This is a genomic window from Stenotrophomonas sp. YJH_SMC_127 (assembly GCF_059372445.1).
The window spans coordinates 432,829-457,574 of record NZ_JCAFVO010000004.1 but is presented as its reverse complement, the minus strand read 5'-3'; the positions used below and the strand labels follow the sequence as shown (position 1 = coordinate 457,574).

23 protein-coding genes and 1 rRNA gene are annotated in these 24,746 nt (G+C 67.0%); 17 read left to right on the top strand and 7 right to left on the bottom strand.

Features of this window, described 5'->3' with window-relative positions:
* Position 1 precedes the first annotated feature (1 nt).
* Positions 2-116, top strand: a 5S ribosomal RNA gene (rrf, locus tag AC5QAB_RS12685).
* A 314-nt stretch (positions 117-430) separates the two neighbouring features.
* Here rrf and AC5QAB_RS12680 read toward each other — a convergent pair.
* Both AC5QAB_RS12680 and AC5QAB_RS12675 read right to left on the bottom strand, forming a co-directional pair.
* Positions 431-2,140, bottom strand: a complete 1,710-nt coding sequence (locus AC5QAB_RS12680; protein ID WP_197561472.1) for a M20/M25/M40 family metallo-hydrolase — start codon at positions 2,138-2,140, stop codon at positions 431-433.
* 86 nt (positions 2,141-2,226) lie between these two features.
* Positions 2,227-2,889 (bottom strand): DUF4097 family beta strand repeat-containing protein, encoded by a 663-nt coding sequence (locus AC5QAB_RS12675; protein ID WP_014645682.1) that lies wholly within the window; start codon positions 2,887-2,889, stop codon positions 2,227-2,229.
* 176 nt (positions 2,890-3,065) lie between these two features.
* Between AC5QAB_RS12675 and AC5QAB_RS12670 the strand changes: the two genes are divergently transcribed.
* A complete protein-coding gene (locus tag AC5QAB_RS12670; protein ID WP_257473507.1) occupies positions 3,066-4,286 on the top strand; it encodes a murein hydrolase activator EnvC family protein in 1,221 nt (406 codons plus the stop codon).
* A 108-nt stretch (positions 4,287-4,394) separates the two neighbouring features.
* Positions 4,395-5,891, top strand: coding sequence for a S41 family peptidase (locus AC5QAB_RS12665; protein ID WP_495233426.1), 1,497 nt, complete (start codon positions 4,395-4,397; stop codon positions 5,889-5,891).
* An 83-nt stretch (positions 5,892-5,974) separates the two neighbouring features.
* Here the strand turns inward: AC5QAB_RS12665 and AC5QAB_RS12660 are convergent, their stop codons facing one another.
* Positions 5,975-6,667 (bottom strand): rhomboid family intramembrane serine protease, encoded by a 693-nt coding sequence (locus tag AC5QAB_RS12660; RefSeq protein WP_197561471.1) that lies wholly within the window; start codon positions 6,665-6,667, stop codon positions 5,975-5,977.
* 225 nt (positions 6,668-6,892) lie between these two features.
* Here AC5QAB_RS12660 and AC5QAB_RS12655 point away from each other — a divergent pair, with 225 nt between their 5' ends.
* The 3 genes from AC5QAB_RS12655 to AC5QAB_RS12645 all read left to right on the top strand — a co-directional run bounded on the left by AC5QAB_RS12655 (position 6,893) and on the right by AC5QAB_RS12645 (position 10,093).
* Positions 6,893-8,320, top strand: coding sequence for an outer membrane protein transport protein (locus tag AC5QAB_RS12655; RefSeq protein WP_049419231.1), 1,428 nt, complete (start codon positions 6,893-6,895; stop codon positions 8,318-8,320).
* Between the two features lie 113 nt (positions 8,321-8,433).
* Positions 8,434-9,033 carry a nicotinamide riboside transporter PnuC gene (gene pnuC / locus AC5QAB_RS12650; protein ID WP_197561470.1) on the top strand — a complete coding sequence of 200 codons (600 nt, stop codon included), beginning with the start codon at positions 8,434-8,436 and terminating at the stop codon, positions 9,031-9,033.
* Positions 9,020-10,093: an AAA family ATPase gene (locus tag AC5QAB_RS12645; protein ID WP_197561469.1), complete on the top strand. Its 1,074-nt coding sequence runs from the start codon at positions 9,020-9,022 to the stop codon at positions 10,091-10,093. The genes pnuC and AC5QAB_RS12645 overlap by 14 nt, the downstream gene beginning before the upstream one ends.
* Positions 10,094-10,182: 89 nt before the next feature.
* Here the strand turns inward: AC5QAB_RS12645 and putA are convergent, their stop codons facing one another.
* A complete protein-coding gene (gene putA, locus AC5QAB_RS12640) occupies positions 10,183-13,401 on the bottom strand; it encodes a bifunctional proline dehydrogenase/L-glutamate gamma-semialdehyde dehydrogenase PutA (RefSeq protein ID WP_197561468.1) in 3,219 nt (1,072 codons plus the stop codon).
* A gap of 274 nt (positions 13,402-13,675) precedes the next feature.
* Between putA and AC5QAB_RS12635 the strand changes: the two genes are divergently transcribed.
* From AC5QAB_RS12635 to AC5QAB_RS12610, 6 genes are read left to right on the top strand one after another with little or no spacing between them, the layout of a single operon-like run.
* Positions 13,676-14,152 carry a DUF2244 domain-containing protein gene (locus tag AC5QAB_RS12635; RefSeq protein WP_014645689.1) on the top strand — a complete coding sequence of 159 codons (477 nt, stop codon included), beginning with the start codon at positions 13,676-13,678 and terminating at the stop codon, positions 14,150-14,152.
* Between the two features lie 11 nt (positions 14,153-14,163).
* Positions 14,164-15,117 carry a cytochrome c oxidase subunit II gene (gene coxB / locus AC5QAB_RS12630; RefSeq protein WP_041863004.1) on the top strand — a complete coding sequence of 318 codons (954 nt, stop codon included), beginning with the start codon at positions 14,164-14,166 and terminating at the stop codon, positions 15,115-15,117.
* 59 nt (positions 15,118-15,176) lie between these two features.
* The gene (ctaD, locus tag AC5QAB_RS12625; RefSeq protein ID WP_004153896.1) at positions 15,177-16,784 is read left to right on the top strand and encodes a cytochrome c oxidase subunit I; all 1,608 of its coding nucleotides are present in this window, start codon (positions 15,177-15,179) and stop codon (positions 16,782-16,784) included.
* 8 nt (positions 16,785-16,792) lie between these two features.
* Entirely contained in the window at positions 16,793-16,993 is a 201-nt protein-coding gene (locus AC5QAB_RS12620; protein WP_329857289.1) for a hypothetical protein, read from the top strand.
* Entirely contained in the window at positions 16,990-17,580 is a 591-nt protein-coding gene (locus AC5QAB_RS12615; protein ID WP_014645692.1) for a cytochrome c oxidase assembly protein, read from the top strand. Before AC5QAB_RS12620 ends, AC5QAB_RS12615 begins: the two co-directional genes overlap by 4 nt.
* A 13-nt stretch (positions 17,581-17,593) precedes the next feature.
* Positions 17,594-18,469, top strand: coding sequence for a cytochrome c oxidase subunit 3 (locus AC5QAB_RS12610; protein ID WP_005407793.1), 876 nt, complete (start codon positions 17,594-17,596; stop codon positions 18,467-18,469).
* 20 nt (positions 18,470-18,489) lie between these two features.
* On the opposite strand, the gene AC5QAB_RS12605 is transcribed toward AC5QAB_RS12610, so the two are convergent.
* Entirely contained in the window at positions 18,490-18,708 is a 219-nt protein-coding gene (locus AC5QAB_RS12605) for a twin transmembrane helix small protein (RefSeq protein ID WP_005412025.1), read from the bottom strand.
* Positions 18,709-18,765: 57 nt separating this feature from the next.
* Between AC5QAB_RS12605 and AC5QAB_RS12600 the strand changes: the two genes are divergently transcribed.
* From AC5QAB_RS12600 to AC5QAB_RS12580, 5 genes are all read left to right on the top strand, one after another.
* Positions 18,766-19,482 carry an SURF1 family protein gene (locus AC5QAB_RS12600; protein WP_197561465.1) on the top strand — a complete coding sequence of 239 codons (717 nt, stop codon included), beginning with the start codon at positions 18,766-18,768 and terminating at the stop codon, positions 19,480-19,482.
* A 95-nt stretch (positions 19,483-19,577) separates the two neighbouring features.
* A complete protein-coding gene (locus AC5QAB_RS12595) occupies positions 19,578-20,147 on the top strand; it encodes a redox-active disulfide-containing membrane protein (RefSeq protein ID WP_046428212.1) in 570 nt (189 codons plus the stop codon).
* A gap of 10 nt (positions 20,148-20,157) precedes the next feature.
* Positions 20,158-21,321, top strand: coding sequence for a COX15/CtaA family protein (locus AC5QAB_RS12590; RefSeq protein ID WP_041863006.1), 1,164 nt, complete (start codon positions 20,158-20,160; stop codon positions 21,319-21,321).
* 4 nt (positions 21,322-21,325) lie between these two features.
* Positions 21,326-22,219 (top strand): heme o synthase, encoded by an 894-nt coding sequence (cyoE, locus tag AC5QAB_RS12585; protein ID WP_049408383.1) that lies wholly within the window; start codon positions 21,326-21,328, stop codon positions 22,217-22,219.
* A 136-nt stretch (positions 22,220-22,355) separates the two neighbouring features.
* Entirely contained in the window at positions 22,356-23,165 is an 810-nt protein-coding gene (locus AC5QAB_RS12580; protein WP_053505033.1) for a TraB/GumN family protein, read from the top strand.
* A 58-nt stretch (positions 23,166-23,223) separates the two neighbouring features.
* On the opposite strand, the gene AC5QAB_RS12575 is transcribed toward AC5QAB_RS12580, so the two are convergent.
* Both AC5QAB_RS12575 and AC5QAB_RS12570 read right to left on the bottom strand, forming a co-directional pair.
* Positions 23,224-24,195, bottom strand: coding sequence for a bile acid:sodium symporter family protein (locus tag AC5QAB_RS12575; protein ID WP_134967208.1), 972 nt, complete (start codon positions 24,193-24,195; stop codon positions 23,224-23,226).
* A gap of 28 nt (positions 24,196-24,223) precedes the next feature.
* Positions 24,224-24,724 (bottom strand): fused DSP-PTPase phosphatase/NAD kinase-like protein, encoded by a 501-nt coding sequence (locus AC5QAB_RS12570; protein WP_197561464.1) that lies wholly within the window; start codon positions 24,722-24,724, stop codon positions 24,224-24,226.
* Positions 24,725-24,746: the final 22 nt, after the last annotated feature.

The window sequence follows — 24,746 nt, the reverse complement described above, 5'->3', positions numbered from 1 at the left end:
CCCTGGTGAAATTAGCGCTGTGGAACCACCCGATCCCATCCCGAACTCGGAAGTGAAACGCAGCTGCGCCGATGGTAGTGTGGCTCAAGCCATGCGAGAGTAGGTCATCGCCAGGGTTTACACCCAAAACCCCGCTGCTCATGCAGCGGGGTTTTTCTTTGTGCGCAGAAAGTGCAGGTAGTGCCGGCCGCTGGCCGGCAATCCGATGGCGTTGCATTGCCTGGTAGATCCACGCCATGCGTAAGTGCTCCGCGAGGAGCATGGCGCCAACCAGGGTTGGCCGCTACCAATCGATTGCCGGCCAGCGGCCGGCACTACCGGCAGATCCACACCAACCGTGGATGAGCCGCCGACGGTACGCAAAAGAAAAGCGGCGCCCCGTGGGGCGCCGCTCTGCTCTCAACAGTGCTCAGTCGAGCATGGCCCGACTTTACTTGGCCGGGGCCTTGTCCTTCATCATCGCGTCGCGGGCTGCCTTGAACGGATTGCCTGCATACCAGTTCGGCCAACGATCGCCACCGGCCAGTTCCTTGCCCACGCCGTACATCAGCTGCAGGTCTTCGACGGTGCCGTCCAGCTTCCAGGTGGCGGCGTCGAACTCGTCCTTCGGGCCGTGGTAACGGTTGGCGCCGTAGTCCGCCGCCGCCTTGCGGCCCGCTTCCACGCCACCCTCGCGCAGGTCTTCGCCGCCATCGGCGTACAGGGCCGGCACACCCGCCTTTGCGAAGTTGAAGTGATCGGAGCGGAAGTAGAAGCCGCTCTGTACCGAGGTCTCACCGTGCAGGGTGCGGTCCTGGGCGGCGGCCAGCGGCTTGAGGATGTCCTCCAGCTCCGAGCTGCCGAAGCCGGTGACGGTCACGTCCTTGGCACGGCCGGCCACCGACATCGCATCGATGTTGATCACACCGGCGATCTTGTCCAGCGGGAAGGTCGGGTGGGCGACGTAGTATTTGGAACCCAGCAGGCCGGACTCCTCCAGGGTCACCGCCAGGAACACCACCGAACGCTCCGGCTTCGGCTCCTGGTGGGCCATGGCTTCGGCCACTTCGAGAATGCCAGCCACGCCGGTGGCGTTGTCGACCGCGCCGTTGTAGATGTTGTCGCCGGTCTCACCCTCATGCTTGCCCAGGTGGTCCCAGTGCGCCATGTACAGGACGGCCTCGTCAGCGCGCTTGCTGCCCGGCAGCACGCCGACCACGTTGCGCGACTGCTTCTGTGAGATCTGGCTCTTCAGGTCGACGGCAGCGGTGGCCTTCAGCGGCACTGGCTTGAAACCGCGCTTGCTGGCGTCCTTGTAGGCCTGGGCGAGGTCCAGGCCGGCACCGGCGAACAGCGCCTTGGCCGCGTCGGCGCTCAGCCAGCCCTGTACCGGGATGCGCGCTTCCGGGTCATCCTTGGCGGGCAGGTCGTACTGCGGGCCAGCCCAGGAATTCTTCACCACGTCCCAGCCGTAGGACGCGCCGGCGGTGTCGTGCACGATCAGCGCGGCGGCGGCGCCCTTGCGGGCGGCCTCCTCGAACTTGTAGGTCCAGCGGCCGTAGTAGGTCATGCGCTTGCCGTCGAACAGCTTCGCGTCGTCGACGTGGAAGCCCGGGTCGTTGACGAACATCACGACCGTCTTGCCCTTCCAGTCCTGACCGGCGTAGTCGTTCCACTTCTGCTCCGGCGCATCGACGCCATAGCCGACGAACACCAGGTCGCTGGCATCGACCTTCACCTCGGCCTGGCCGGTACGGGTGCCGACCACCATGTCGGTGCCGAACTTCAGTTCGGTGGTCTTGCCGCCCTGGGTGATCTTCAGCACGGTCGATTCATCGGCCGTGGTCTCGGTCATCGGCACATCCTGGAACCAGCTGTCGCCGTTGCCGGGCTGCAGGCCGATGCGCTGCATCTGGTCGCGGATGTAGTTGACCGTCAGTTCTTCGCCCTTGCTGCCCGGGGCGCGGCCTTCGAACTCATCCGAAGCCAGGGTCTTGACCATCTCGGCGAAGTCGCCGGCGTTGATCTCCGGAGAGAACTGATGGGCGGCCGGCTTCGCGGCAGCGGTATCGGTGGGCGGCGTGGCAGCCGGCGTGGATTCGCCTTTGCAGGCACTGAGCGCGGCCGCGGCGGCCAGGCACAGGAGGAGTTTGCGGGGCATCGTCGATTCCTGGAGAACAAAGGGCGGTCGCAACTCACGCGCGACCGGTAAACGCGAGTATCACCAAAGCGGCGGGTGCGACGGGTTCAGTCGGCCGGCGCGGTTTCGGTATCGAACGGGATCGGCTCGGCCCCGGTGACCGGGCCGATGCGTGCGGTGCGATGCACGTACAGCACCACCTCGCGCTCGAACTGCAGCGGCCCACTGACGACCGCGTTGGGGCCGATGATCACGCGCGGCTTGCGGCTGGCGGTGAGCGAGACACTGAAGTTCGGCTTGCGCACATGCACGCCGCCGTTGACCTGCGAACCGATGCCGACGGTGATGTCACCGTTGACGGTCTCGACGTCTTTGCCGACGCGGCTCTCGACCAGGCCGATGCCGCCGTTCACGGTCTCGACGCCGCCTTCGATCTGGCTGCCGCGATCAGTGAAGATGCTGCCGTTGACGGTGCTGACGCCACCGCTGGCGATCACTTCGCGACCCAGGCGGACACCGCCGTTGACCGTTTCGATCTTGCCGGTGCGTGCGCGGTCGGCAACCTTCACCCCGCCGTTGACGGTGTCGATGCTTCCGGTCTCGACGCCTTCGCCGACGCGGATGCCGCCGTTGACGGTGTCCAGCTTGCCGTAGCGTTGGCCGGGTTCGGCGCTGATGCTGCCGTTGACCTTGCTGATGTTCTCCTGGGCGCAGACCGGCCCGGTGACCAGCAGTACGCCCAACAGCAGCGGAATGGATAGAGTTTTCATGGGGACCTCGATGGATGTGCGGCTGGCAGGCCGCGTGCGGAGATGTCACCATTCCCCGGTACCCCCCGCAACTGCCTGAAGTCACTGGAAAGCCCTTGCGCGACAACGCCTTCCCATCACGCCGACATCACATCGCCGCCGTACGCGGCGGGCGCTGGCTGCTGCTGGGGCTGGCTATGGCGCTGGCCCTGCCCCTGCCGGGTGCTGCGCAGACCACCCGCGAGACCGAGCGCAAGCTGCAGAAGCTGCGTACCGAGCTGAAGGGCGTGGCGCAGGAGCGACGGCAGATCGAAGGGCAGCGTGGCCAAGCATCGCAACAGCTGCGCGAGGCCGACGAGAAGGTGGCACGCACCGGCCGCGCGCTTGCGCAGACCGAAGCGGCGCTGCGTGAGCAGGCCCAGGCCTTGGCCCAGGCCGAGCAGCGCCGCAGCAGCCTGCAAACCAACCTGGCCCAGCAGCACCGCGAACTGGCCGGCCTGCTGCGCGCGGCGTATCAGCTTGGCAATCACGCACCGCTGAAGCTGCTGCTGTCGCAGGACACGGTGGCCGATGCCAATCGCGCCCTGGCCTACCATCGTTACCTGCAGCGCGAACGAGCGCAGCGCATCACCACGCTCACCGCCGACCTGAAGGAATTGGAAGCGCTGCAGGCGCAGATCGCCGAGCGCAAGCAGAAGCTGCAGGGGGCGCAGCAGGACCAGAAGCAGCAGGCAGCGGCGCTGGCGGCCGACCGCCGTGACCGCGCGCAGACCGTGGCCTCGCTCGACGAACGCTTCAAGGACCGGCGCGAGAAGGAACAGGCACTGGGCCAGGATGCCAAGGCGCTGGAAACGCTGCTGGCCAATCTGCGTGCCGCTGCCGCCCGGGCCGAAGCCGAGCGTCGCGCGGCGGCACGTCGAGCTGCTGCCGAAAAGGCCGCTGCCGAGCGGGCCGCACGCCAGGCGGCCGCACAGGGCCGGCCACCGCCGCCGGCAACCAAGGTTCCACCTGCGGTGGCGTCGGCACCGGCACCGAAGGTCGGCGGCCTGGGTTGGCCGTTGTCCGGCAACCTGCTGGCCCGCTATGGCGGCAAGCTGCCCGATGGCCGTACCAGCAGCGGCGTGCTGATCGGCGCGCCGGCCGGCAGCACCGTCACGGCCGTGGCCGACGGCACCGTGGTGTTCTCCGACTGGATGACCGGCTACGGCATGATCCTGATCGTCGACCACGGCAATGGCTACATGAGCCTGTATGCCCACAACGACACCCTGCTGAAGGATGCCGGCGCACGGGTCAGCCGCGGTGATGCGGTGGCCAAGGTCGGCAATTCCGGTGGCCAGGGCGTCACCGCGCTGTACTTCGAGCTGCGCCGTGGCGGGCAGCCGGTCAACCCGGACAGCTGGCTGCAGCGGCGCTGAATCCAGGCCTGCCGGATGCGGGTTGGATTCAACGGGAATTTAGCTGTGCTTCGCGCATAATCGGTGCATGTGCCTTGGGCACGATGCCAACGTCGACAGGAGTGATCCATGCGCGCAGCCCGTACCGCCACCCTCTTGCTGGCCCTGTTGCCAGCGCTGTCCTGGGCGCAGCAGACCGCGCCCGCCCCGAGCCAGGAAACCAGCGGGCAGGCAGCGAACAGCGAGGAGGCGGTGACCTCGAAGGTGCCGCTGGAGGACATCCGCCGTTTCGTGGCCGTGTACAACGCGGTGCGCGCCGCCTATGTCGATCCGGTCGATGACAAGAAGCTGATGCAGTCGGCCGTGCGTGGCCTGCTGCTCGACCTTGATCCGCACAGCACCTACTTCAACAAGGAAGACGCGCAGGCCTTCGACGAGCAGGCCAATGGTGCCTACGAGGGCATCGGCGTGGAGCTGCAGCAGCAGCCGGACAACGCCAGCATGAAGGTGATCGCGCCGATCGACGACACCCCGGCGGCCAAGGCCGGCATCCTCGCTGGTGACCTGATCATCGCCATCGACGGCAAGCCGATCAGTGCGATCGATGCCAGCGAGCCGCTGCGCGGCCCGGCCGGCAGCAAGGTGGTGCTGACCATCGTGCGCGAAGGCAAGCCCAAGCCGTTGGACGTGAGCCTCACCCGCCAGACCATCCGCGTGACCAGCGTGCGCAGCCGCCTGCTGGAACCCGGCTATGGCTACATCCGCCTGAGCACCTTCCAGGCCGATACCGGTTCGGACTTCCAGAAGCACGTGCAGCAGCTGCAGAAGCAGTCCGGTGGCCAGCTCAAGGGCCTGGTGCTGGACCTGCGCAGCAACCCGGGTGGCCTGCTGACCGCTGCCGTGCAGGTGGCCGATGATCTGCTCGACAAGGGCAACATCGTCAGCACCCGTGGCCGCATCAGCATCAGCGATGCACGATTCGACGCGACCCCGGGCGACCTGCTGAAGGGCGCACCGGTGGTCGTGCTGGCCGATGCCGGTTCGGCCAGTGCATCGGAAGTCCTGGCCGGCGCGCTGCGCGACAACAAGCGGGCGCGCGTGGTCGGCAGCCGTACCTTCGGCAAGGGCTCGGTGCAGACCGTGCTGCCGCTGGACAACGGTGATTCGGTGAAGCTGACCACCGCGCGCTATTACACGCCCAGCGGCAAGTCGATCCAGGCCACCGGCATCGTGCCGGACGTCGAACTGAAGCCCGCCGCCACGCCGGCCGAGGATGCACTGCCAGCCAGCCTGAGCGACTACAGCGAAGCGACCCTGCCGGGCCATCTGCGCGGCGATGACGAAGGCACGGAGGGCTACCACGCCGGTGCGGTGCTGCCGGGCGATGGCCCGATCAACGACGCGCTGGCCGAGCTGAAGAACCCAGGCTCGGTGGCCGCACGGTTGAAGGCCGAGGCCGCCAAGGCGGATGCGGCCAAGGCCGCGAAGGCCGCTGCGGCGAAGCCGGAAGCAAAGCCGGAAGCAAAGCCGGAAGCAAAGCCGGAAGCAAAGCCGGAAGCAAAGCCGGAAGCAAAGCCGGAAGCAAAGCCGGAAGCAAAGCCCGAACCCGTCCCGGCCAAGCCTTGATTTTGTAGAGTCGAGCCATGCTCGACTGATCTACGAACGAGCGGGTGAGCGTGGAGCCGGCCAGCGGCCGGCACTACCAAGGGTCAGAATCCGTGCCGCTTGCGCAGGCGGCGGGCGATCGCGGCGCGCACGTACACGCCATACACCACGCCGAACACGAAGCCGCCGATGTGCGCCCACCAGGCCACCATGCCGAAGCTGGGGCCGATATGGGCGAACACCACCTGCAGCGCGGCCCAGACGCCGATCAGCAGGTAGGCCGGGGCGCGCACGAACTCCAGGAACAGGCCCAGCGGGATCACCACGCCCAGCCGGGCACCGGGGAACAGGGCCAGATAGGCGCCGATCAGCGCCGACACCGCGCCGCTGGCGCCGATGATGATCTGGTCCGGGCTGCCCATGGTGTAGATCGCCACCAGGTTGGACACCGCGCCGCCCACAAGGAACAGCAGCAGCAACCGCCAGGGTCCCAGCACCCGCTCGGCGGGGAGGCCGAAGATCAGCAGGAACACCAGGTTGCCCAGCAGGTGCGACCAGTCGGCGTGCAGGAACAGCGCAGTGAACAGGCGCAGCACGCTGCCGTCCTGCAGGGTCGCCCACCAGTCCAGCGGACGGGTCAGGCCGGTGGACAGGGCGCCCCAGTCCAGCCAGAGACTGCCGCGGGCATCGTCCGGGCGCGAGATCGACCACAGGAATGCCAGCCACAATGACGCGAACAGCACGGGCGTGGCCCAGCGCAGGGTCGCCTTCTTGCGCGACGGGAGGGAGACGAACATGCCAATAGCCTAGCGTGCGGCCACGTTCGGTGGGGACGGTCCTGTTCAGCTTTTGAGACGAAAAAACCGCCTGCGCTGTTATTGTTTCATTAACAGCTCTGGGTAATACTCGCATACGGCGTCGTATGTCGGGAGGGGAATCCGGCGCGCTCCGATGGGTCCCAGGACCCGGCGGGCGCAGGCGCACTCAGAGCACCATCACCGCTTACCGGAGAGAGAACTACGATGCAAACCGCTTCCACCATTGCCCGACTGACCCTGCTGGCCGTCGGCGTTGCCGGTGCGCTGGCCGCCGCCGATGCCAATGCTGCCGCCTTCCAGCTGAAGGAAAACAGCGCCAAGGGCCTGGGCCGCGCGTTCGCCGGCTCCACCTCGACCGAAGGTGACGCCTCGGTCATCGCTACCAACCCGGCGTCCATGCGCCTGCTCGACGGCACCCTGGTCCAGGGCGACGTCAGCGCCATCAGCTTCGGCGCCAAGTTCCGCGGCCAGGGCAAGTACGCCAACGGCGCGCCGATTTCCGGTGGCAACGGCGGCGACGCCGGCATGATCGCCCCGGTTCCGGCCGCGTACTTCCACGTGCCGTTCGGCGAGAACGACAACATGCACTTCGGTGCTTCGCTGACCGTGCCGTTCGGCTTCAAGACCGAATACGACCGCGACTGGGTCGGCCGCTACAACGGCGTCAAGACCGAGCTGCAGGCCATCGACCTGGGCGTGGCGTTCTCCTATGACGTCAACCCGTACCTGTCGTTCGGTGCGTCGGTGTTCGCCGAGCGCCTGAACGTCGACCTGACCAGCGCTGTCGACACCGGCACCGCGATCAACGCCACTGCCCAGCGCACCGCTGCGGCGCGTGTGCTGGCTGCCGGCGGCACCGCGGCCCAGGCTGCGGCGGCGTCGCAGGCGGCTGCACGCCAGGCCGCCCAGCTCGGCTTCTCGCCGGGCACCGCCGATGGCTACCTGCGCATCAAGGGCGATGAAGTGTCGGTCGGCTACACCCTGGGCATGACCGTCACCCCGGTGGAAGGCACCAACATCGCCTTCAGCTACCGCTCGAAGGTCGAGCACAAGATCACCGACGGCAAGGCGGACTTCACCATTCCGCAGAATGCGGCGGCCTTCCTGGCCACTGCTGCCCCGGGTACCTTCATCGACAGCAACGGTCGCGCGACCATCACCCTGCCGGCCAGCGCCACCGTGGGCTTCACCCACCGTGTGAACGACCAGTGGCAGATCATGGCTGAAGTCACGCGCACCGCGTGGAGCAAGTTCGACCAGGTCGTCGTCGATTACGACTCCAACCAGCCGGACAGCGTGCTGCCGTTCCACTACCGTGACACCACCTTCGCGTCGATCGGTACCGATTTCCGCGTGAACGACAAGCTGACCCTGCGTGGCGGCCTGGCCTATGACCAGACCCCGACCACCGATGCCCACCGCGACGTGCGCGTGCCGGACACCACCCGCAAGTGGCTGTCGCTGGGCATGACCTACGCCGCTTCGGACAAGATGGAATACAGCGTGGGCTACACCCACCTGTTCACCAAGGATCCGAACATCACCTCGACCTCGGCCACCGGCAACACCGTGACCGGCAAGTACAAGGTCAGCGGCGACGTGCTGGCGGCGTCGATGCAGTACAAGTTCTGATTCGGGCGATTGCCTGGAGCAGTACGAAGGAGGCCCCGCGCAAGCGGGGCCTTTCTTTTTGTGGGGACGGGCCGGGGCGTCCACGCAGCGCACGGATCCACGACAATAGCGACATGAACCTGTCCGACCCGAACTTCCAGCTGGAGCTGGCTGCCAACATCGCCGTCGCCGGCTCGATCCTGCTGGCCGGCCGCAACAACGTGCACACCTGGTGGCTGGGCATCGTCGGCTGCGCCTTGTTTGCTGCCGTGTTCGAACGATCGCATCTGTATGCGGACATGGTGCTGCAGTTCTTCTTCATCGCCATCAGTGTGCTGGGCTGGTGGCAGTGGCTGCGTGGTGACCATGGCGCGCCGTTGCAGATCACTTCATTGCGGCCGCGCGCCTGGGCCTGGCTGGCGCCGCTGGCGGTAGTGGCCACGTTCGGCTACGGCTGGATGCTGACCCGCCTGACCAATGCCTATGCGCCGTACATCGATTCGGCGGTGCTGGTGTTGAGTGTGATCGCGCAGATCCTGATGATGCGACGCAAGCTGGAATCGTGGTGGGTATGGCTGCTGGTGAACACCGTTGCGGTGCCGCTCTACTACAGCCGTGGCCTGCACCTGACCTCGATCCTGTATGTGGGCTTCTGGATCAACGCGCTGGTGGCCTTGCGCCATTGGCGGCACCTGATGCGGGACGAGGCCAGGGCGGCCGATGCCGCTGCCTGAGCGCGTTGCACGCGGCCTGGTGGTGGGCAAGTTCTGCCCGCTGCATCTCGGCCATGAACGACTGATCGACTTCGCCGCCACGCGCTGCCAGCAGCTGCTGGTGATCGGCTGGTCGCAGCCTGGCTTTGCCGGCTACAGCGCTGCGCGCCGCGAGCGCTGGCTGCGTGCGCGTTTCCCGCAGGCCACGGTAGCGGTGCTTGACGACGCGCGACTGGCCGCATTGTGCGCGCAGCATGGCTTGCCAGTGCGAGCGCTGCCGCAGGACAGTGATGACGAACAGGTGCAGCGTGACTTTACCGCCTGGCTGTGCCTGAACCTGTTCGGTGGGCCGGTGCAGGCGGTGTACACCGGTGAGGACTACGGTGACGGCTTCGCGCAGGCGCTGGCCACGCACTTCGGTGCGCCGGTACGCCATGAGCAGCTCGAACGCGCATTGGACGTCGGGCAGGCCTGCGGCACCCAGCTGCGCAGCGATCCGCATGCGCATCGCCATGGGCTCGCACCGCAGGTGTATGCCGACCATGTACAGCGCGTGGCCTTCATCGGTGGCGAGTCCAGCGGCAAGACCACGCTGGCCCGCGTGCTGGCCGAGCGTCTGCAGACTGTCTGGGTGCCGGAGTATGGCCGCACGCTGTGGGAGCAGCGAGGCGGAGAGCTGACGCCGGGCGATCTGCTGCGCATCGCAATGACACAGCCACAGCACGAAGACGAAGCTGTGCGGCGTGCGCATCGCTGGCTGTTCTGCGATACCACGCCGCTGGTGACGCTGGGCTACAGCGGCTGGATGTTTGGCACCGCGCCGCAGCCGCTGCGGCAAGCGGCACGACGACGCTACGACCTGCTGTTCCTGTGCGCGCCGGATATTCCGTTTGACCAGGATGGCACGCGCGTGGGCGAAGCCTTCCGGACGCAGCAGCATGCGTGGTACCTGGAGCAGCTGCAGGCAGAGGGTGTCGAGCATGTGCTGCTGGAAGGCGATCTGGAGACGCGCATCGCACGCGTGCAGGGCGAGCTGGCGAAGCGGGCGGACAATCGGTTCAGTGTGGCCCAGCCTCTGTAGAGCCGAGCCCATGCTCGGCTCAGCAGGAACCCAAAGCACAAAAAACCCCGCGTTCGCGGGGTCTTTTGTTTACTGCATCAAGCAGGCGATCAGTCGCCCAGGGTCAACAGCGAGGCGTTGCCGCCGGCGGCGGTGGTGTTCACCGTCACCGTCTTCTCGGTAGCGAAGCGCAGCAGGTAGTGCGGGCCGCCGGCCTTCGGGCCGGTGCCGGACAGGCCCTGGCCGCCGAACGGCTGCACGCCGACCACCGCGCCGATCTGGTTGCGGTTGACGTAGACGTTGCCGACGTGGACGCCGTTGCTGATGCGATCAACGGTCTCGTCGATGCGCGAATGCACGCCCAGGGTCAGACCGTAGCCGGTGGCATTGATCTGGTCGATCACCGCGTCGAGCTGGTCGCCCTTCCAGCGGATCACGTGCAGGACCGGCCCGAAGATTTCCTTGTGCAGCTGGCCCAGGTCCTTCAGTTCATACGCGCGCGGTGCGAAGAAGGTGCCATTGGCCGCTTCGGCGGACAGCTCGGCGGCCGCGATCAGGCGGGCTTCGCGGTCCATGCGCTCGGCGTGGTCCTGCAGGATCTTCAGCGCGTCGGCGTCGATCACCGGGCCGACGTCGGTGGACAGCAGGCCCGGGTTGCCGACCTTCAGTTCCTTCATCGCGCCGGCCAGCATGGTCATCACCTTGTCGGCGATGTCGTCCTGCACGAACAGCACGCGCGCGGCCGAGCAACGCTGGCCGGCGGAGGTGAAGGCCGAACCGATCGCGTCCTTGACCAGCTGTTCCGGCAGCGCCGAGGAGTCGGCGATGAAGGCATTCTGGCCGCCGGTCTCGGCGATCAGCACACCGATGGCGGCGTCACGCGCGGCCATGGCGCGGTTGATCGCACGTGCGGTGTCGGTGGAGCCGGTGAAGGCCACGCCGGCCACGCGCGGGTCGGCGGTCAGTGCGGCACCGACGGTGGCGCCGTCGCCCGGCAGGTACTGCACCACCTCGGCCGGCACGCCAGCTTCGTGCAGCAGCTTCACCGCGTAGTAGCCGATCAGGTTGGTCTGTTCGGCCGGCTTGGCGATGACGCTGTTGCCGGCGGCCAGTGCAGCAGCGACCTGGCCCAGGAAGATCGCCAGCGGGAAGTTCCACGGGCTGATGCAGACGAACACGCCGCGGCCGTGCAGCTGCAGCTCGTTGGACTCACCGGTCGGGCTGGGCAGCTTCTCGGCGTGGCTGAACTGCTCGCGCGCCTGCTTGGCGTAGTAGCGCAGGAAGTCCACGGCTTCGCGCACTTCGGCGATGCTGTCGGGCAGGCTCTTGCCGGCTTCCTTCACGCACAGCGCCATGAACTCCGGCATGCGCGCTTCCAGCTGGTCGGCGGCGTGCTCGAGGATGGCGGCGCGGCTGGCGGCCGGGGTGCGGTTCCAGGCCGGCTGCGCGGCTACGGCATTCGCCAGCGCCTTCTGCACGGTGGCGGCATCGGCGGCCAGCCACTGGCCGACCACTTCGCGGGTGTCGGCCGGGTTGGTCACCGGCAGCGAGGCGCCGGCCGGGTTCGCACCCGGCACCAGCGGGGCGGCCTGCCACGGCTTCACGGCCGCGTTGAGCTGCTCGGCGAGGGCGCGCAGTTCGTTGTCGTTGGCGAGGTTGGCGCCCATGGAGTTCTTCCTGTCGTGGTTCTGGCTGCGCAGCAGGTCTACCGGCAGCGGGATCTTGGGATGCGGAATCGAAACGAACGAGGCGACCATCTCGACCGGATCGCGGATCAGGTCGGCGATCGGCACGCGCTCATCGGTGATGCGGTTGACGAAGCTGGAGTTGGCGCCGTTTTCCAGCAGGCGGCGCACCAGGTACGGCAGCAGGTCTTCATGCGAACCGACCGGGGCGTACACGCGGCAGGGCAGGCCCAGGCGATCGGCCGGCACCACTTCGGCGTACAGGTCATCGCCCATGCCGTGCAGCTTCTGGTGCTCGTACACGCCACCGTTGGCGATGCTGCGCACCGCAGCGATGGTGTGCGCGTTGTGCGTGGCGAACATCGGGTAGATCGCGTCGGCATGGGTGAACAGGCGCTTGGCGCATGCCAGGTAGGACACGTCGGTGTTCTGCTTGCGGGTGAACACCGGGTAGCCCGGATAGCCTTCGATCTGCGCGCGCTTGATCTCGGCATCCCAATAGGCGCCCTTGACCAGGCGCACCTGCAGGCGGCGACCGGCGCGGCGCGCCATGTCGGCCAGGTGGTCGATCGTGTACGGTGTGCGCTTCTGGTAGGCCTGCACGACCACGCCGAAGCCGTCCCAGCCGGCCAGCGAGGCGTCGGAGAACACCTGCTCGATGATGTCCAGCGACAGTTCCAGGCGGTCGGACTCTTCGGCGTCGACGGTGCAGCCGATGCCGTAGCTCTTGGCCAGCTGCGCCAGCTCCAGCACGCCCGGCACCAGGTCCTTCAGCACGCGCTCGCGCTTGGCGTGCTCGTAGCGCGGGTACAGCGCCGACAGCTTGATCGAGATGCCCGGTGCGTTGTTGACGTCGCCATCCGGGCGGCCGCCGCGGGCCTTGTGATCACCGCCAATGGCGTGGATCGCGCGACGGTAGTCTTCCAGGTAGCGCAGTGCGTCCTTCATGGTCAGCGCGCCTTCGCCCAGCATGTCGAAGGAGTAGCGGTAGTTCGCGTTGTCGCCCTTGTGCGAGCGCGACAGCGCCTCGCTGATGGTGCGGCCCATGACGAACTGGTGGCCCATGATCTTCATCGCCTGGCGCACGGCCAAGCGCACCACCGGCTCACCGACGCGGCCGACCAGGCGCTTGAACGCGCTGGGCGCATCGGCGCGGGTGGCGTCGTTCATCTGTACCAGCTTGCCGGTCAGCATCAGGCCCCAGGTGGAGGCGTTGACCAGCACCGAGTCGCTGCCGCCCAGGTGCTTTTCCCAGTCGGCATCGGCCAGCTTGTCGCGGATCAGCTTGTCGGCGGTGTCCTGGTCCGGAATGCGCAGCAGCGCTTCGGCCACGCACATCAGCAGCACGCCTTCTTCGCTGCCCAGGTCGTACTGGCGCATGAAGGCTTCGATCGCGCCCTGGTCCTTGGCACGCACGCGCACGCGGCCGACCAGGTCGGCGGCCAGCGCCTGCACCCTGGCCTGCTCGTCGGCCGGCAGCCGGGCCTGCGCCAGCAGCTCGCGGACGTGGCTGGCCTCGTCCTTCAACCAGGCATCGGTGATGGCCTGGCGGAACGGGTTGGGGGGCGCCGGCAGTTCCGGCGACAGCAGCACGCCGGGACGCTGGGCGTCGCTGGCGGCAGGGGAGGAGGAAGGTGCGTTCATGCCGGTCCGGCCAATGGAAAACTTGGCGATTTTAATCATTTTTGCGGGTTGCGGAAGTGCCCCACAGCCACCTTCGTGAAGGGCTGATAGCCCCTAACGGTGGTGTATTCAGCGTGTTCAGCAGGCCTGGCAATATTTGTGCTGAATTCGGCATTCGCGCCGCCGACCCCATGCTGTGTTGCAGCATGGGAAAAAGTGTGAATGCACCCTTGCTACCGGCGAGAGGGCGGGGCTACCATCGAGACGTTTCCCGCGGCAGGAACGCGGTTGCGACATGATCGAGGTGCTTCCAGCTCCGGATGGGTCAGGTACGCAGCTGCGGCTGCGTCCCCCACGGGCGCTCGATGCCCGGCAGTTCGTCCTGTTGTTCACCGTGTTGTCGGGTGCGATGTGGCTGGTGTCCGCCCTCGGGTGGTTGGCCGGCAATGCATTCGCCCCCCTGTTCGCGCTGCTGTACAGCCTGGTGCTGGCGGCGGCGCTGCGTGCCTTGTGGCGCAGCGGTGAACGGCAGGAGGAGATCCGGGTAGTGCCGGCGTACGTGGAGGTCATCCCCGTACCCGGTGGATCGCCGGTGTTCCGGGCCCACCCCCACTGGGTGCGCCTGCTCACCGGCGATGAGAGGGTCCGGCTGGCATCCAGCGGCCGGCAGGTGGAGGTGGGGAGTTTCCTCGCGCCGGCCGAACGTCAGACGCTCGCAGAGACACTTGAAAGCTTGCTCGCCGCCAGCGATGGCGGCAACCGACGACGCTAAGGGTCTAGGCAATGAAGCAAAGCAGCAGGTGGGGCACGAAGTGCGTTGCAGCGGTCACCGCCATGGTGGCCGGGGGACTGATGCCGGCGTTGGCCTGGGCCCAGGCGGCCGATCCCAAGCCGTGGCAGCTGAACATGGGCAAGGGGGTGACCCAGACCTCGCGCCTGGCCTGGGAATCGAACAATCTCTCGTTGATCATCTGCACGGTGATCGGCGTCATCGTGTTCGGCGCGATGGCCTACGCCATCTTCAAGTTCCGCAAATCCAAGGGGGCAGTCGCCGCCACCTTCAGCCACAACACCAAGGCCGAGATCATCTGGACGGTGATCCCGGTGATCATCCTGATCGTGATGGCGTGGCCGGCCACGGCCAACCTGATCAAGATGTACGACACCCGCGATGCCGAGATGACGGTCAAGGTCACCGGCTACCAGTGGATGTGGAAGTACGAATACCTCGGCGAGAACGTCACCTTCACCAGCCGCCTGGACCGCGAGTCCGACCGCGTGCGGCAAAGTGGCATCGTGCCCACCCGTGAAAGCCATCCGCACTACCTGCTGGATGTCGACAACCGGCTGGTGCTGCCGGTCGACACCAAGGTGCGCTTCGTCATCACCTCCGACGACGTGATCCACGCCTGGTGGGTGCCGGCGCTGGGCTGGAAGCAGGATGCCATTCCCGGCTTCATCAACGAAGCCTGGACCAGCATCGAGCAGCCTGGCGTGTACCGCGGCCAGTGCGCCGAGCTGTGCGGCAAGGACCACGGCTTCATGCCGATCGTGGTCGAGGCGGTGTCCAAGGAGGAATTCAAACAGTGGCTGGCGCAGCGCAAGCCGGCGCCGGCTGCCGCGCCGGCCACGCCTGCGGCACCTGCCGAACCGGCTGCACCGGCGGGCGAGGCGCCGGCTGCGCCTGCTGCTGCAGAAGCGGCCAGCGCACCTGCCACCGCAGCCAGCGGCGCGTGATGTAAAGCCCGCGGCCGCCCGCGGCCGTGGTGACAACCGATTCTGAGAGGTGTTTTGCAATGGCGCACTCGGCAGTTGGGCACGACGATCACCATCACCAGCAGAGTTTCTTCGAGCGTTGGTTCTTCTCGACCAACCACAAGGACATCGGCACGCTGTACCTGGGTTTCAGCTTCATCATGTTCATCATCGGTGCGGCGATGAGCGTGGTGATCCGCGCCGAGCTGGCACAGCCCGGCCTGCAGTTCGTCAAGCCCGAGTTCTTCAACCAGATGACCACCGTGCATGCGCTGGTGATGATCTTCGGTGGCGTGATGCCGGCCTTCGTCGGCCTCGCCAACTGGATGATCCCGCTGCAGATCGGCGCGCCGGACATGGCGCTGCCGCGCATGAACAACTGGTCGTTCTGGTTGCTGCCGGTGGCCTTCAGCCTGCTGCTGCTGACCCTGTTCCTGCCCGGTGGTGCGCCGGCTGGTGGCTGGACGCTGTATCCGCCGCTGTCGCTGCAGGGCGGCTACAACGTGGCCTTCAGCGTGTTCGCTATCCACGTGGCCGGCATCAGTTCGATCATGGGTGCGATCAACATCATCGCCACCGTGCTGAACATGCGTGCGCCGGGCATCGACCTGCTGAAAATGCCGATCTTCTGCTGGGCCTGGCTGATCACCGCGTTCCTGCTGATCGCGGTGATGCCGGTGCTGGCCGGTGCGGTGACCATGCTGCTGACCGACAAGTTCTTCGGCACCAGCTTCTTCAACGCCGCCGGTGGCGGTGACCCGGTGATGTACCAGCACATCTTCTGGTTCTTCGGGCACCCCGAGGTCTACATCATGATCCTGCCCGCCTTCGGCGTGGTCAGCGAGATCATCCCGACCTTCAGCCGCAAGCCGCTGTTCGGCTACCAGGCGATGGTGTACGCCACCGCGGCGATCGCGTTCCTGTCGTTCATCGTCTGGGCCCACCACATGTTCACCGTGGGCATGCCGCTGGGCGGCGAGATCTATTTCATGTTCGCCACCATGCTGATCTCGATCCCGACCGGCGTGAAGGTGTTCAACTGGGTCAGCACCATGTGGCGTGGCTCGCTGACGTTCGAGGCACCGATGCTGTGGTCGGTGGCCTTCGTCATCCTGTTCACCATCGGTGGCTTCTCCGGCCTGATGCTGGCCATCGTGGCCGCCGACTTCCAGTACCACGACACCTACTTCGTGGTCGCGCACTTCCACTACGTGCTGGTGACCGGTGCGGTGTTCGCGCTGATCGCCGCGGTGTACTACTGGTGGCCGAAGTGGACCGGGCGCATGTACAGCGAGAAGTGGGCCAAGGTGCACTTCTGGTGGTCGATCGTGTTCGTCAACCTGCTGTTCTTCCCGCAGCACTTCCTCGGCCTGGCCGGCATGCCGCGCCGCATTCCCGATTACAGCGTGGCGTTTGCCGACTGGAACCTGATCAGCTCGATCGGTGCGTTCGGCATGTTCGTCACCCCGTTCATGATGGCCGCGATCCTGCTGTCCTCGCTGCGCAACGGCGAGAAGGCCGAAGCGCGTTCCTGGGAGGGTGCACGCGGCCTGGAATGGACGCTGCCGTCGCCGGCACCGGCGCACACCTTCACCACCCCGCCGACCATCCGCCCGGGGGATCTGGCGCATGACGACATCACGCATTGAGGTGGGGCATGCATAACGAGAGCCCGCTGCAGACCTGTAGATCCGAGCCATGCTCGGCGGATGAGAAGCAGCCGACCAGCGGTCGGCTCTACCAGGGCGGAAGCATCGAGCAGCAGCGCCAGCGTGCGAAGCGCACCGCGATGTGGGTCGGCGCCATCGCTGTGCTGGTCTACGTCGGCTTCATCCTCAGCGGGGTGATCGGGCGATGAGCGAGGCACCGGCCAGCACACCGTCACGCAGTGCCGGGCTGCCGCGCCTGATCGGCGTGGCGGTGGCGGTGTTCCTGCTGACGTTCTCGCTGGTGCCGCTGTACCGCATCGCCTGCGAGAAGGTGTTCGGCGTGCGCCTGGAACGCGGTCCCGGTGGCGAAGCCAGCGCAGGTGCCGCGGCCGGTAAGCGCACCGTGCGGGTGGAGTTCGATGGCGGCGTCAATTCGCGCCTGCCGTGGTCGTTCCATCCTGAGCAGCTGACCATGGACGTGGTGCCCGGCGAGCTCAACGAGGCGCTGTACTTTGCCCGCAACGACAGCGCAGCTGCCGTGGTCGGCAGCGCGGTGCCTTCGGTGGCACCGGCGCGTGCGTCGGGCTTCTTCAGCAAGACCGAGTGCTTCTGTTTCACCGCGCAGACGCTGCAGGCCGGCGAGAAGCGCGACATGCCGGTGCGCTTCATCGTCGATCCGGACCTGCCGCCGGAGATCAGGACGATCACCTTGTCCTACACCTTCTACCGCAACGACGCGCTGTCCGATCGGCTGGCTCCGGCCGCCACCTCGGACGGCGCGCACGCCGCACCCTGACCCGGATACCGACATGGCCCAGACACCGACCGACGCCAACGTGTACTTCGTCCCGGCCCAGAGCAAATGGCCGTTCGTGGGTTCCATCGCCATGATGGTGACCATGGTGGGCGTGGCCAGCTGGCTCAACGATGCCAGCTGGGGACGCTGGACGTTCTACATCGGCATCGCGATGCTGGTGCTGACCCTGTTCTGGTGGTTCAGCGACGTGGTGCGCGAATCGCAGGCCGGCAACTACAACCACCAGGTCGACGGATCATTCCGGATGGGGATGATCTGGTTCATCTTCTCCGAGGTGATGTTCTTCGGCGCGTTCTTCGGCGCGCTGTTCTACACCCGCAACCTGGGCCTGTCGTGGCTCAGTGGCGAAGGCCGTGGGGTCATGACCAACGAGCTGCTCTGGCAGGGCTATTCCGCCGGATGGCCGACCAATGGCCCGGCGGCGATCGGTGGCGCGTTCCAGACCATCCCGGCCTGGGGCCTGCCACTGATCAATACGCTGATCCTGTTGACCTCCGGCGTGACCCTGACCATCGCCCACCACGCACTGAAGGCCGGCAACCGCCGCCAGCTGCTGATCTGGCTGGGCCTGACCGTGGTGCTCGGCCTGGGCTTCCTGACCCTGCAGGCAGAGGAGTACATCCATGCCTACAAGGAACTGAACCTGACGCTCGGCTCCGGCATCTACGGGTCGACGTTCTTCATGTTGACCGGCTTCCACGGCGCGCACGTGCTGCTGGGCACGATCATGCTGATCGTGATGTGGCTGCGTTCGGCCAAGGGACACTTCACCCGCGACAACCATTTCGGTTTCGAAGCCGCCGCGTGGTACTGGCACTTCGTCGACGTGGTGTGGCTGATGCTGTTCCTGTTCGTCTACGTGCTTTGATCAGGCGCGCATCGGTGGTCTCAGCCGCCGATGCCGTGTGGTTTGATCCAGCCCATGTAGATGCTCACGATCACCAGCAGGATCAACGCTACCGACACCGCGATGCGGCGCGTCAGTGCATTGACCGTGCGCTTGGTCTGGCCGCGGTCGACCAGCAGGTAGTACAGGCCGGCGCCCAGATTCCAGACGATGACGATCAGAAACGCGATTACCAGCAGGGTCTTCAGCGAATCACTCATGCGCGGCTCGAGGGCAGGGTGGATGTGCCTATCTGACCGCGTTTGCGCGGACTTGTCATGATGCGCCAGCACACGCGCGTGTTCGGATGGTTGCTGGCCGTGCTGGCGATGGCCGGATTCACCGCATTGGGGCTGTGGCAGCTGCAGCGCATGCATGCCAAACAGGCAATGTTGGATGCACAGGGTCCAGCCGTGGCACAGGCGTTGCCGCTGTCGGAGGCCCTGGCGGCGCCCGGCGCGTTGCACGGCGTGGCCGACCACGGTCGCTTCCTGCCCGGCGTGGTACTGCTGGACAACCAGATCCGGCATGGCCGCGCCGGCGTGAAGATCTATCGCCCCTTCCGCAGTGACGACGGCAGCGTGCTGCTGGTCGACCTCGGTTGGCGTGCGCTGCCGCCGGATCGCACGCTTCCGGAGGTGCCTTCGCCGCCTTCGCCGGTGGCCGTGCGTGGGCTGCTCGCGCCGCCACCGTCGGCGGGACTGCTACTGGGTCCGGCGTTCTCTGCTACCGGTGAGGCCGGGCGCTGGCTGGCCAGCCGGTTGCCGGACGACGGGCTGGCGCGCGCGCTGGGGCTGCAGGCGCTACCCGACCGCGTGCTGAGGCTGGACCCGGCGCTGCCCTTTGGCGACGAGCGCGATCTGGACCTGCTGCCGAACACGCTGCCGCCTCAGCGCCACCTGGGCTACGCCGTGCAGTGGTTCGGGCTGGCCCTGACCGTGCTGGTGGTGGCCGTGGTGCTGGAGCGGCGGCAGAGGCGCGTGATTACCCGGTAGTGCCGGCCGCTGGCCGGCAACCCCCGCAATCCTGGATGCCGGCCAGCGGCCGGCACTACCGGCATCCCCTACCCAACCATGAGAAAATGCCCCGCATGAACACTGCTACGTCCCCGCAGGCGCGCGGTTCCGGCCGCCGGACCCTGGTGCTGCTGTTTGCCGTGTTCTTCGGGGCGATGGCACTGGCCGCCGTGCTGCGCTTCTCCGGCTGGCAGCCGACCGGGCACCGCAATGCCGGCCAGCTGCTGAAGCCGCCGGTGGACCTGCGCCAGCAGGCGCCGACCCTGGCCAGCGGCCAGTCCTACCCCTGGAACCCCGAGGCCCGTACCTGGCGCCTGCTGGTGGCCCCGGCCGGTGCCTGCGACGCGCAGTGCGTCACTTTGTCGCAGGGACTGGGCAAGGTGTGGCAGCTGTTCGGCCATAACGCCGATAATGTCGAGATCCTGTGGCTGGGTACGCCACCGGCGTCGATCGCCTCGCTGCCCGCGCTGCGGCCGCTGGCTCCGTCGCCAGCCCTGCGCGCGGCGTTGCCGGGCGTCGACGATCCGGCGGGACTGCCGGTCTACGTGATCGATCCGAACGGCTTCGTGATCATGCGCCATGCCCCGGGTTCCGACCTCGGTGGCCTGCGCAAGGACATGGCCACGTTGCTGAAACTGAAGTGAGTCCCGTTTGATGAGCCTTTCCGCGCGTCCGGCGCTGCACCGCAATTTCCACCGCCTGGCGTGGTTCGCCATGATCATGACCGCGAGCACGATCATGTTCGGCGCCTTCGTGCGCCTGTCCGATGCCGGCCTGAGCTGCCCGGACTGGCCGACCTGCTATGGCCAGGCCACCTGGCCACAGCACGTGGAAGAGACCATCGGCCACCCGGCGGCGGAGATCCGCCCGCTGGAGACCCACAAGGCCTGGCGAGAACAGGTGCATCGCTTCCTGGCCGGCGCGCTGGGCATCGAGATCCTGACCCTGGCGCTGCTGGCCACGCGCAAGCGACGATTCGGAAGCACGGCGGTGGTGACCGCCTGCGTGCTGGTGGCCGCCGGCATACCGCTGTACATGATGGGCTGGCACGGCACCGCCAGTGCCCTGGCCTTGACCGGCGAGGCGATCCTGCTGATCGCCGCGCTGCGCTGGAGCAACATCGATCTCGCACGTGCGGCGCTGCTGACCTTGGCGGTGGTGATCTTCCAGGCCCTGCTGGGCATGTGGACGGTGACCCTGCTGCTCAAACCCATCGTGGTGATGGGCCATCTGCTGGGTGGCATGCTGATGTTCGGCCTGCTGGTGTGGATGGCCTGGCGCGCGACGCACATGCCGATCACCCTGGCCGAAGCGCCGAAGCTGAAGTGGCTGATGCGCATCGGCGTGGCAGTGCTGGTTACCCAGATCGCGCTGGGTGGTTGGGTCAGCGCCAACTACGCCGCACTCGCCTGCGGCGGTGGCAGCGCCTCGCTGGACAACTTCCCGCGCTGCGCCAACCAGTGGTGGCCGCAGCACAACTTCGTCGAAGGCTTCACCCTGTGGCGCGGCATCGGCGTGGATTACGAAGGCGGTGTGCTGGATGGCGCTTCGCGCATCGCCATCCAGATGGCGCACCGCCTGTTCGCGGTGGTGGTGGCCGTCTACCTGCTGTGGCTTGGCGTGCGCCTGTTCCGGTTGCCGAGCATGCGTGGCTGGGCCAGCGCGCTGATCGCGCTGCTGGTGCTGCAGGTCACCCTCGGCATCCTCAACGTGAAGCTGGCGCTGCCGCTGGAAGTGGCGGTGGCCCACAACGGCGTGGCCGTTGCCCTGTTGTTCGTACTGGTCAGCCTGCTGGCCCGCCTGCGTGCCCCGGACTGATTCCATGTTTTCCAATTACCGCCAGTACTGGGACCTGACCAAGCCCAAGGTCGTCGCCCTGATCGTCTTTACCGCCCTGGTCGGCATGGTCCTGGCCATCCCCGGCGTGCCGAGCTGGGAGCAGGTGCGCGCCGGCCTGCTCGGCTTCCTCGGCATCTGGCTGGCGGCCTCGGCCGCGGCCGCCATCAACCAGCTGCTGGACGCGCACATCGATGCGCAGATGGCGCGCACCTCGTGGCGCCCGCTGGTGGTGGGCAAGGTCAAGCCGTGGCAGGTGCTGGTGTTCGCCGGCGTGCTGATCGTGCTGTCGATGACCCTCCTGGTGCTGTGGGTGAACCTGATCACCGCGGTGCTGACCTTCGCCTCGCTGATTGGCTACGCGGTGATCTACACCGTGTACCTCAAGCGTGCGACCTCGCAGAACATCGTCATCGGTGGCCTGGCCGGCGCGATGCCGCCGATGCTGGGCTGGGCCGCAGTGACCGGCATGCAGGGTTCGTCGGACTGGGCGTACTCGTCGCTGCTGGTGCTGATCATCTTCATCTGGACCCCGCCGCACTTCTGGGCGCTGGCGATCTTCCGCCGCGAGGATTACGCCAAGGCGGAGATCCCGATGCTGCCGGTGACCCACGGCGTGGTGCATACCCGCAAGCAGATCATGGTGTATTCGGTGGTGCTGGCGCTGGTCTGCCTGCTGCCGTACCTGGTGGGCATGAGCGGTGCGTTCTACCTGGGCGGCGCGATCGTGCTCAACGCCGTGTTCCTCTGGTACGCCTGGCGCATGCTGAACCCGCCGGACGAGCTGTTCTCGATGAAGATGTTCTATTACTCCATCGTCTACCTGATGGCGCTGTTCGCCTTCCTGCTGGTGGACCACTGGATCCTGCCCTGGTTGTGACCTCGGGGTCGGATCCCCGAAGGGACTCTGACCCCACCTGATCGCGCGGACATCCTCGCATGACGTGGATCACCTTGAACCGCCGTCTCGGCGTCGCCATTGCTGTTCCTGACCCCAGGGAAAGGAAGCAGCAGGGATGCATTCGTTCTTCCGTTGGACCACCGCGCTGATGCTGGCGCTGGGCATGGCCGTGACCGCGCATGCCGACGACACTACCGCGCAGATCCGCCAATACGCCGCTGGCCATCGCATGCTGGTGCTGGGCGAATTCCACGGCACACGCGAGACGCCACTGCTGGTGCGGCAGCTGGTGGACGACTACAGCCGCAATGGCGCGCCGGTCCTGCTGGCGCTGGAACTGCCACGTGCCGAGAATCCTGTGCTGCGCGACTATCTGGAATCCGATGGCGGGGCCGCGGCGCGCCAGCACCTGCACGGCCGCGCGTTCTGGACCGTACGCGACGACCAGCACGATGGTCGCCGCAGCCGCGACATGCTGGCGATGATCGAAGGCCTGCGCGCGCTGAAGGCGCAGGGCCGCGCGATCGAGGTGGTTGGCTACGACGTCAATCACAGTGACGGCGGCAGCCAGGCCCGCGATGACCGCATGGCCGCCGAACTACGGCGCCTGTACCAGCGCCTGCCCGATGGTGCACGGATGGTTGTGCTGACCGGCAATGTCCACGCCATGCTGCAGCGCCCCGCCGATGCTCCGCCGGAAATGCAGACCCAGCCGATGGCATCGGTACTGCGCGACCTGGATATCTACAGCGTGCGGCTGGAAGCGTTGCGCGGCCACTTCTGGGGATGCATGGACCGCTGCAAGGCGCTGGCGCTGCTCGAACGGCCCGCGCGTGCGCCGGAGGTCAACACCCACGCCGGCCGCGAGTACGACCTGTGGGTGTGGATGCCGCAGCTGAGCGTGGGCACGCTGGTGGAGCCGTGAATCCACGCATGGCGTGGATCTGCTGTAGATCCACGCCACGCGTGGATGGATTTCCGGGTCAGGGCTTGCGCCGCGCATACCGCTGCGCGATCACACCGCAGACGATCAGCTGGATCTGGTGGTAGATCATCACCGGCAGCACGATGGCGCCCAGGCTGCCGCCGGCGAACAGCACCTTGGCGATCGGCACGCCGGTGGCCAGGCTCTTCTTCGAGCCGCAGAACACGATGGCGATCTCGTCCTCGCGGTTGAAGCGCAGGCGACGGGCGATGAAGGTGATCAGCGGCATGGCGATGCCCAGCAGCACGGCGGCCACCACCGCCACAGCCAGCAGCGACAGCAGCGGGGTCTTGCTCCACAGGCCTTCGGTGACGGCTTCGCCGAACGCCGAGTACACCACCAGCAGGATGGTGGCCTGGTCGGTGTAGCGCAGCAGCGCGCGCTGGCGTTCCACCCAGCCGGCAATCCACGGCCGCAGCAGGTGGCCAGCCACGAACGGCACCAGCAGCTGCAGCATGATGCCGCCGATCGCATGCAGCGGATCATGGATGCCGCCCGAGGTGCCGGCCAGCGCGGTCAGCAGCAGCGGGGTCAGGAACACGCCGAGGATGCTCGACAGCGAGGCGCTGCACACCGCTGCGGGCACGTTGCCATGCGCCATCGAAGTGAACGCGATGGACGACTGCACGGTGGAGGGCAGGGTGCACAGGAACAGCACGCCCAGGTACAGCTCCGGGGTCAGCAGCCAGCCCGACAGCGGCCTGAACATCAGCCCCAGCAGCGGGAACAGGATGAAGGTGCAGGCCAGGATGGTCAGGTGCAGCCGCCAGTGCAGCATGCCGCCGATGATCGACTCACGTGGCAGGCGCGCGCCATGCAGGAAGAACAGCGCGGCGATGGCGACGGTGGTGACATCGTCGAGGACGATGGCGGCGGCGCCCTTCATCGGCAGCAGCGAGGCCAGGCCGACGGTGCACAGCAGGGCGAGGGTGAAGTTGTCCGGTCGCAGGCGCGACCACCAGCGTGTCATGGTGGGCAGGGTCCTTGGTGCGGAGGGTTCAGGGCGAGGTGACCGGCGTGGCCAGGCGTTGGCGGGTGGTGGCTTCCAGCGACTTCAGGCCAGCACGCTGGCCCAGCTGAAGGGCCTGTTCGGGGCTGGCATGTTCGTACCGTGCATTGACCAGGCCGAGCACGGCGCCGGCGCGGTTGCCGGACGCACAGTGCAGCAGCACCGGCCCCTGGCTCTGCTGCAGGGCCAGGTGCACGGCGCGCACGTTGGCCGTATCCAGGCCATCGGCGCCGGCCACCGGAATGCGCACGTAGCGCAGGCCCAATGATTCGGCGACGCGGGTTTCATCGAAGCCCCGGTCCTCGCTGGGCTGGCGCAGGTCGATCACGGTGCGCACGCCCTGTGCAGCCAAGGCCTGCAGCTGTGCGGCGCTGGGCTGGCCGCCGGCATACAGGCCGGGGCGGACTTCGTTGAGGGGCGCGTCTTCGGCCAGGGCCGTCAGTGGCAGGCAGAGCGACAACAACAGCAGGCAGGTCAGGCGCAGCAGCATGGTCTTCTCCGTGAAAACGTTC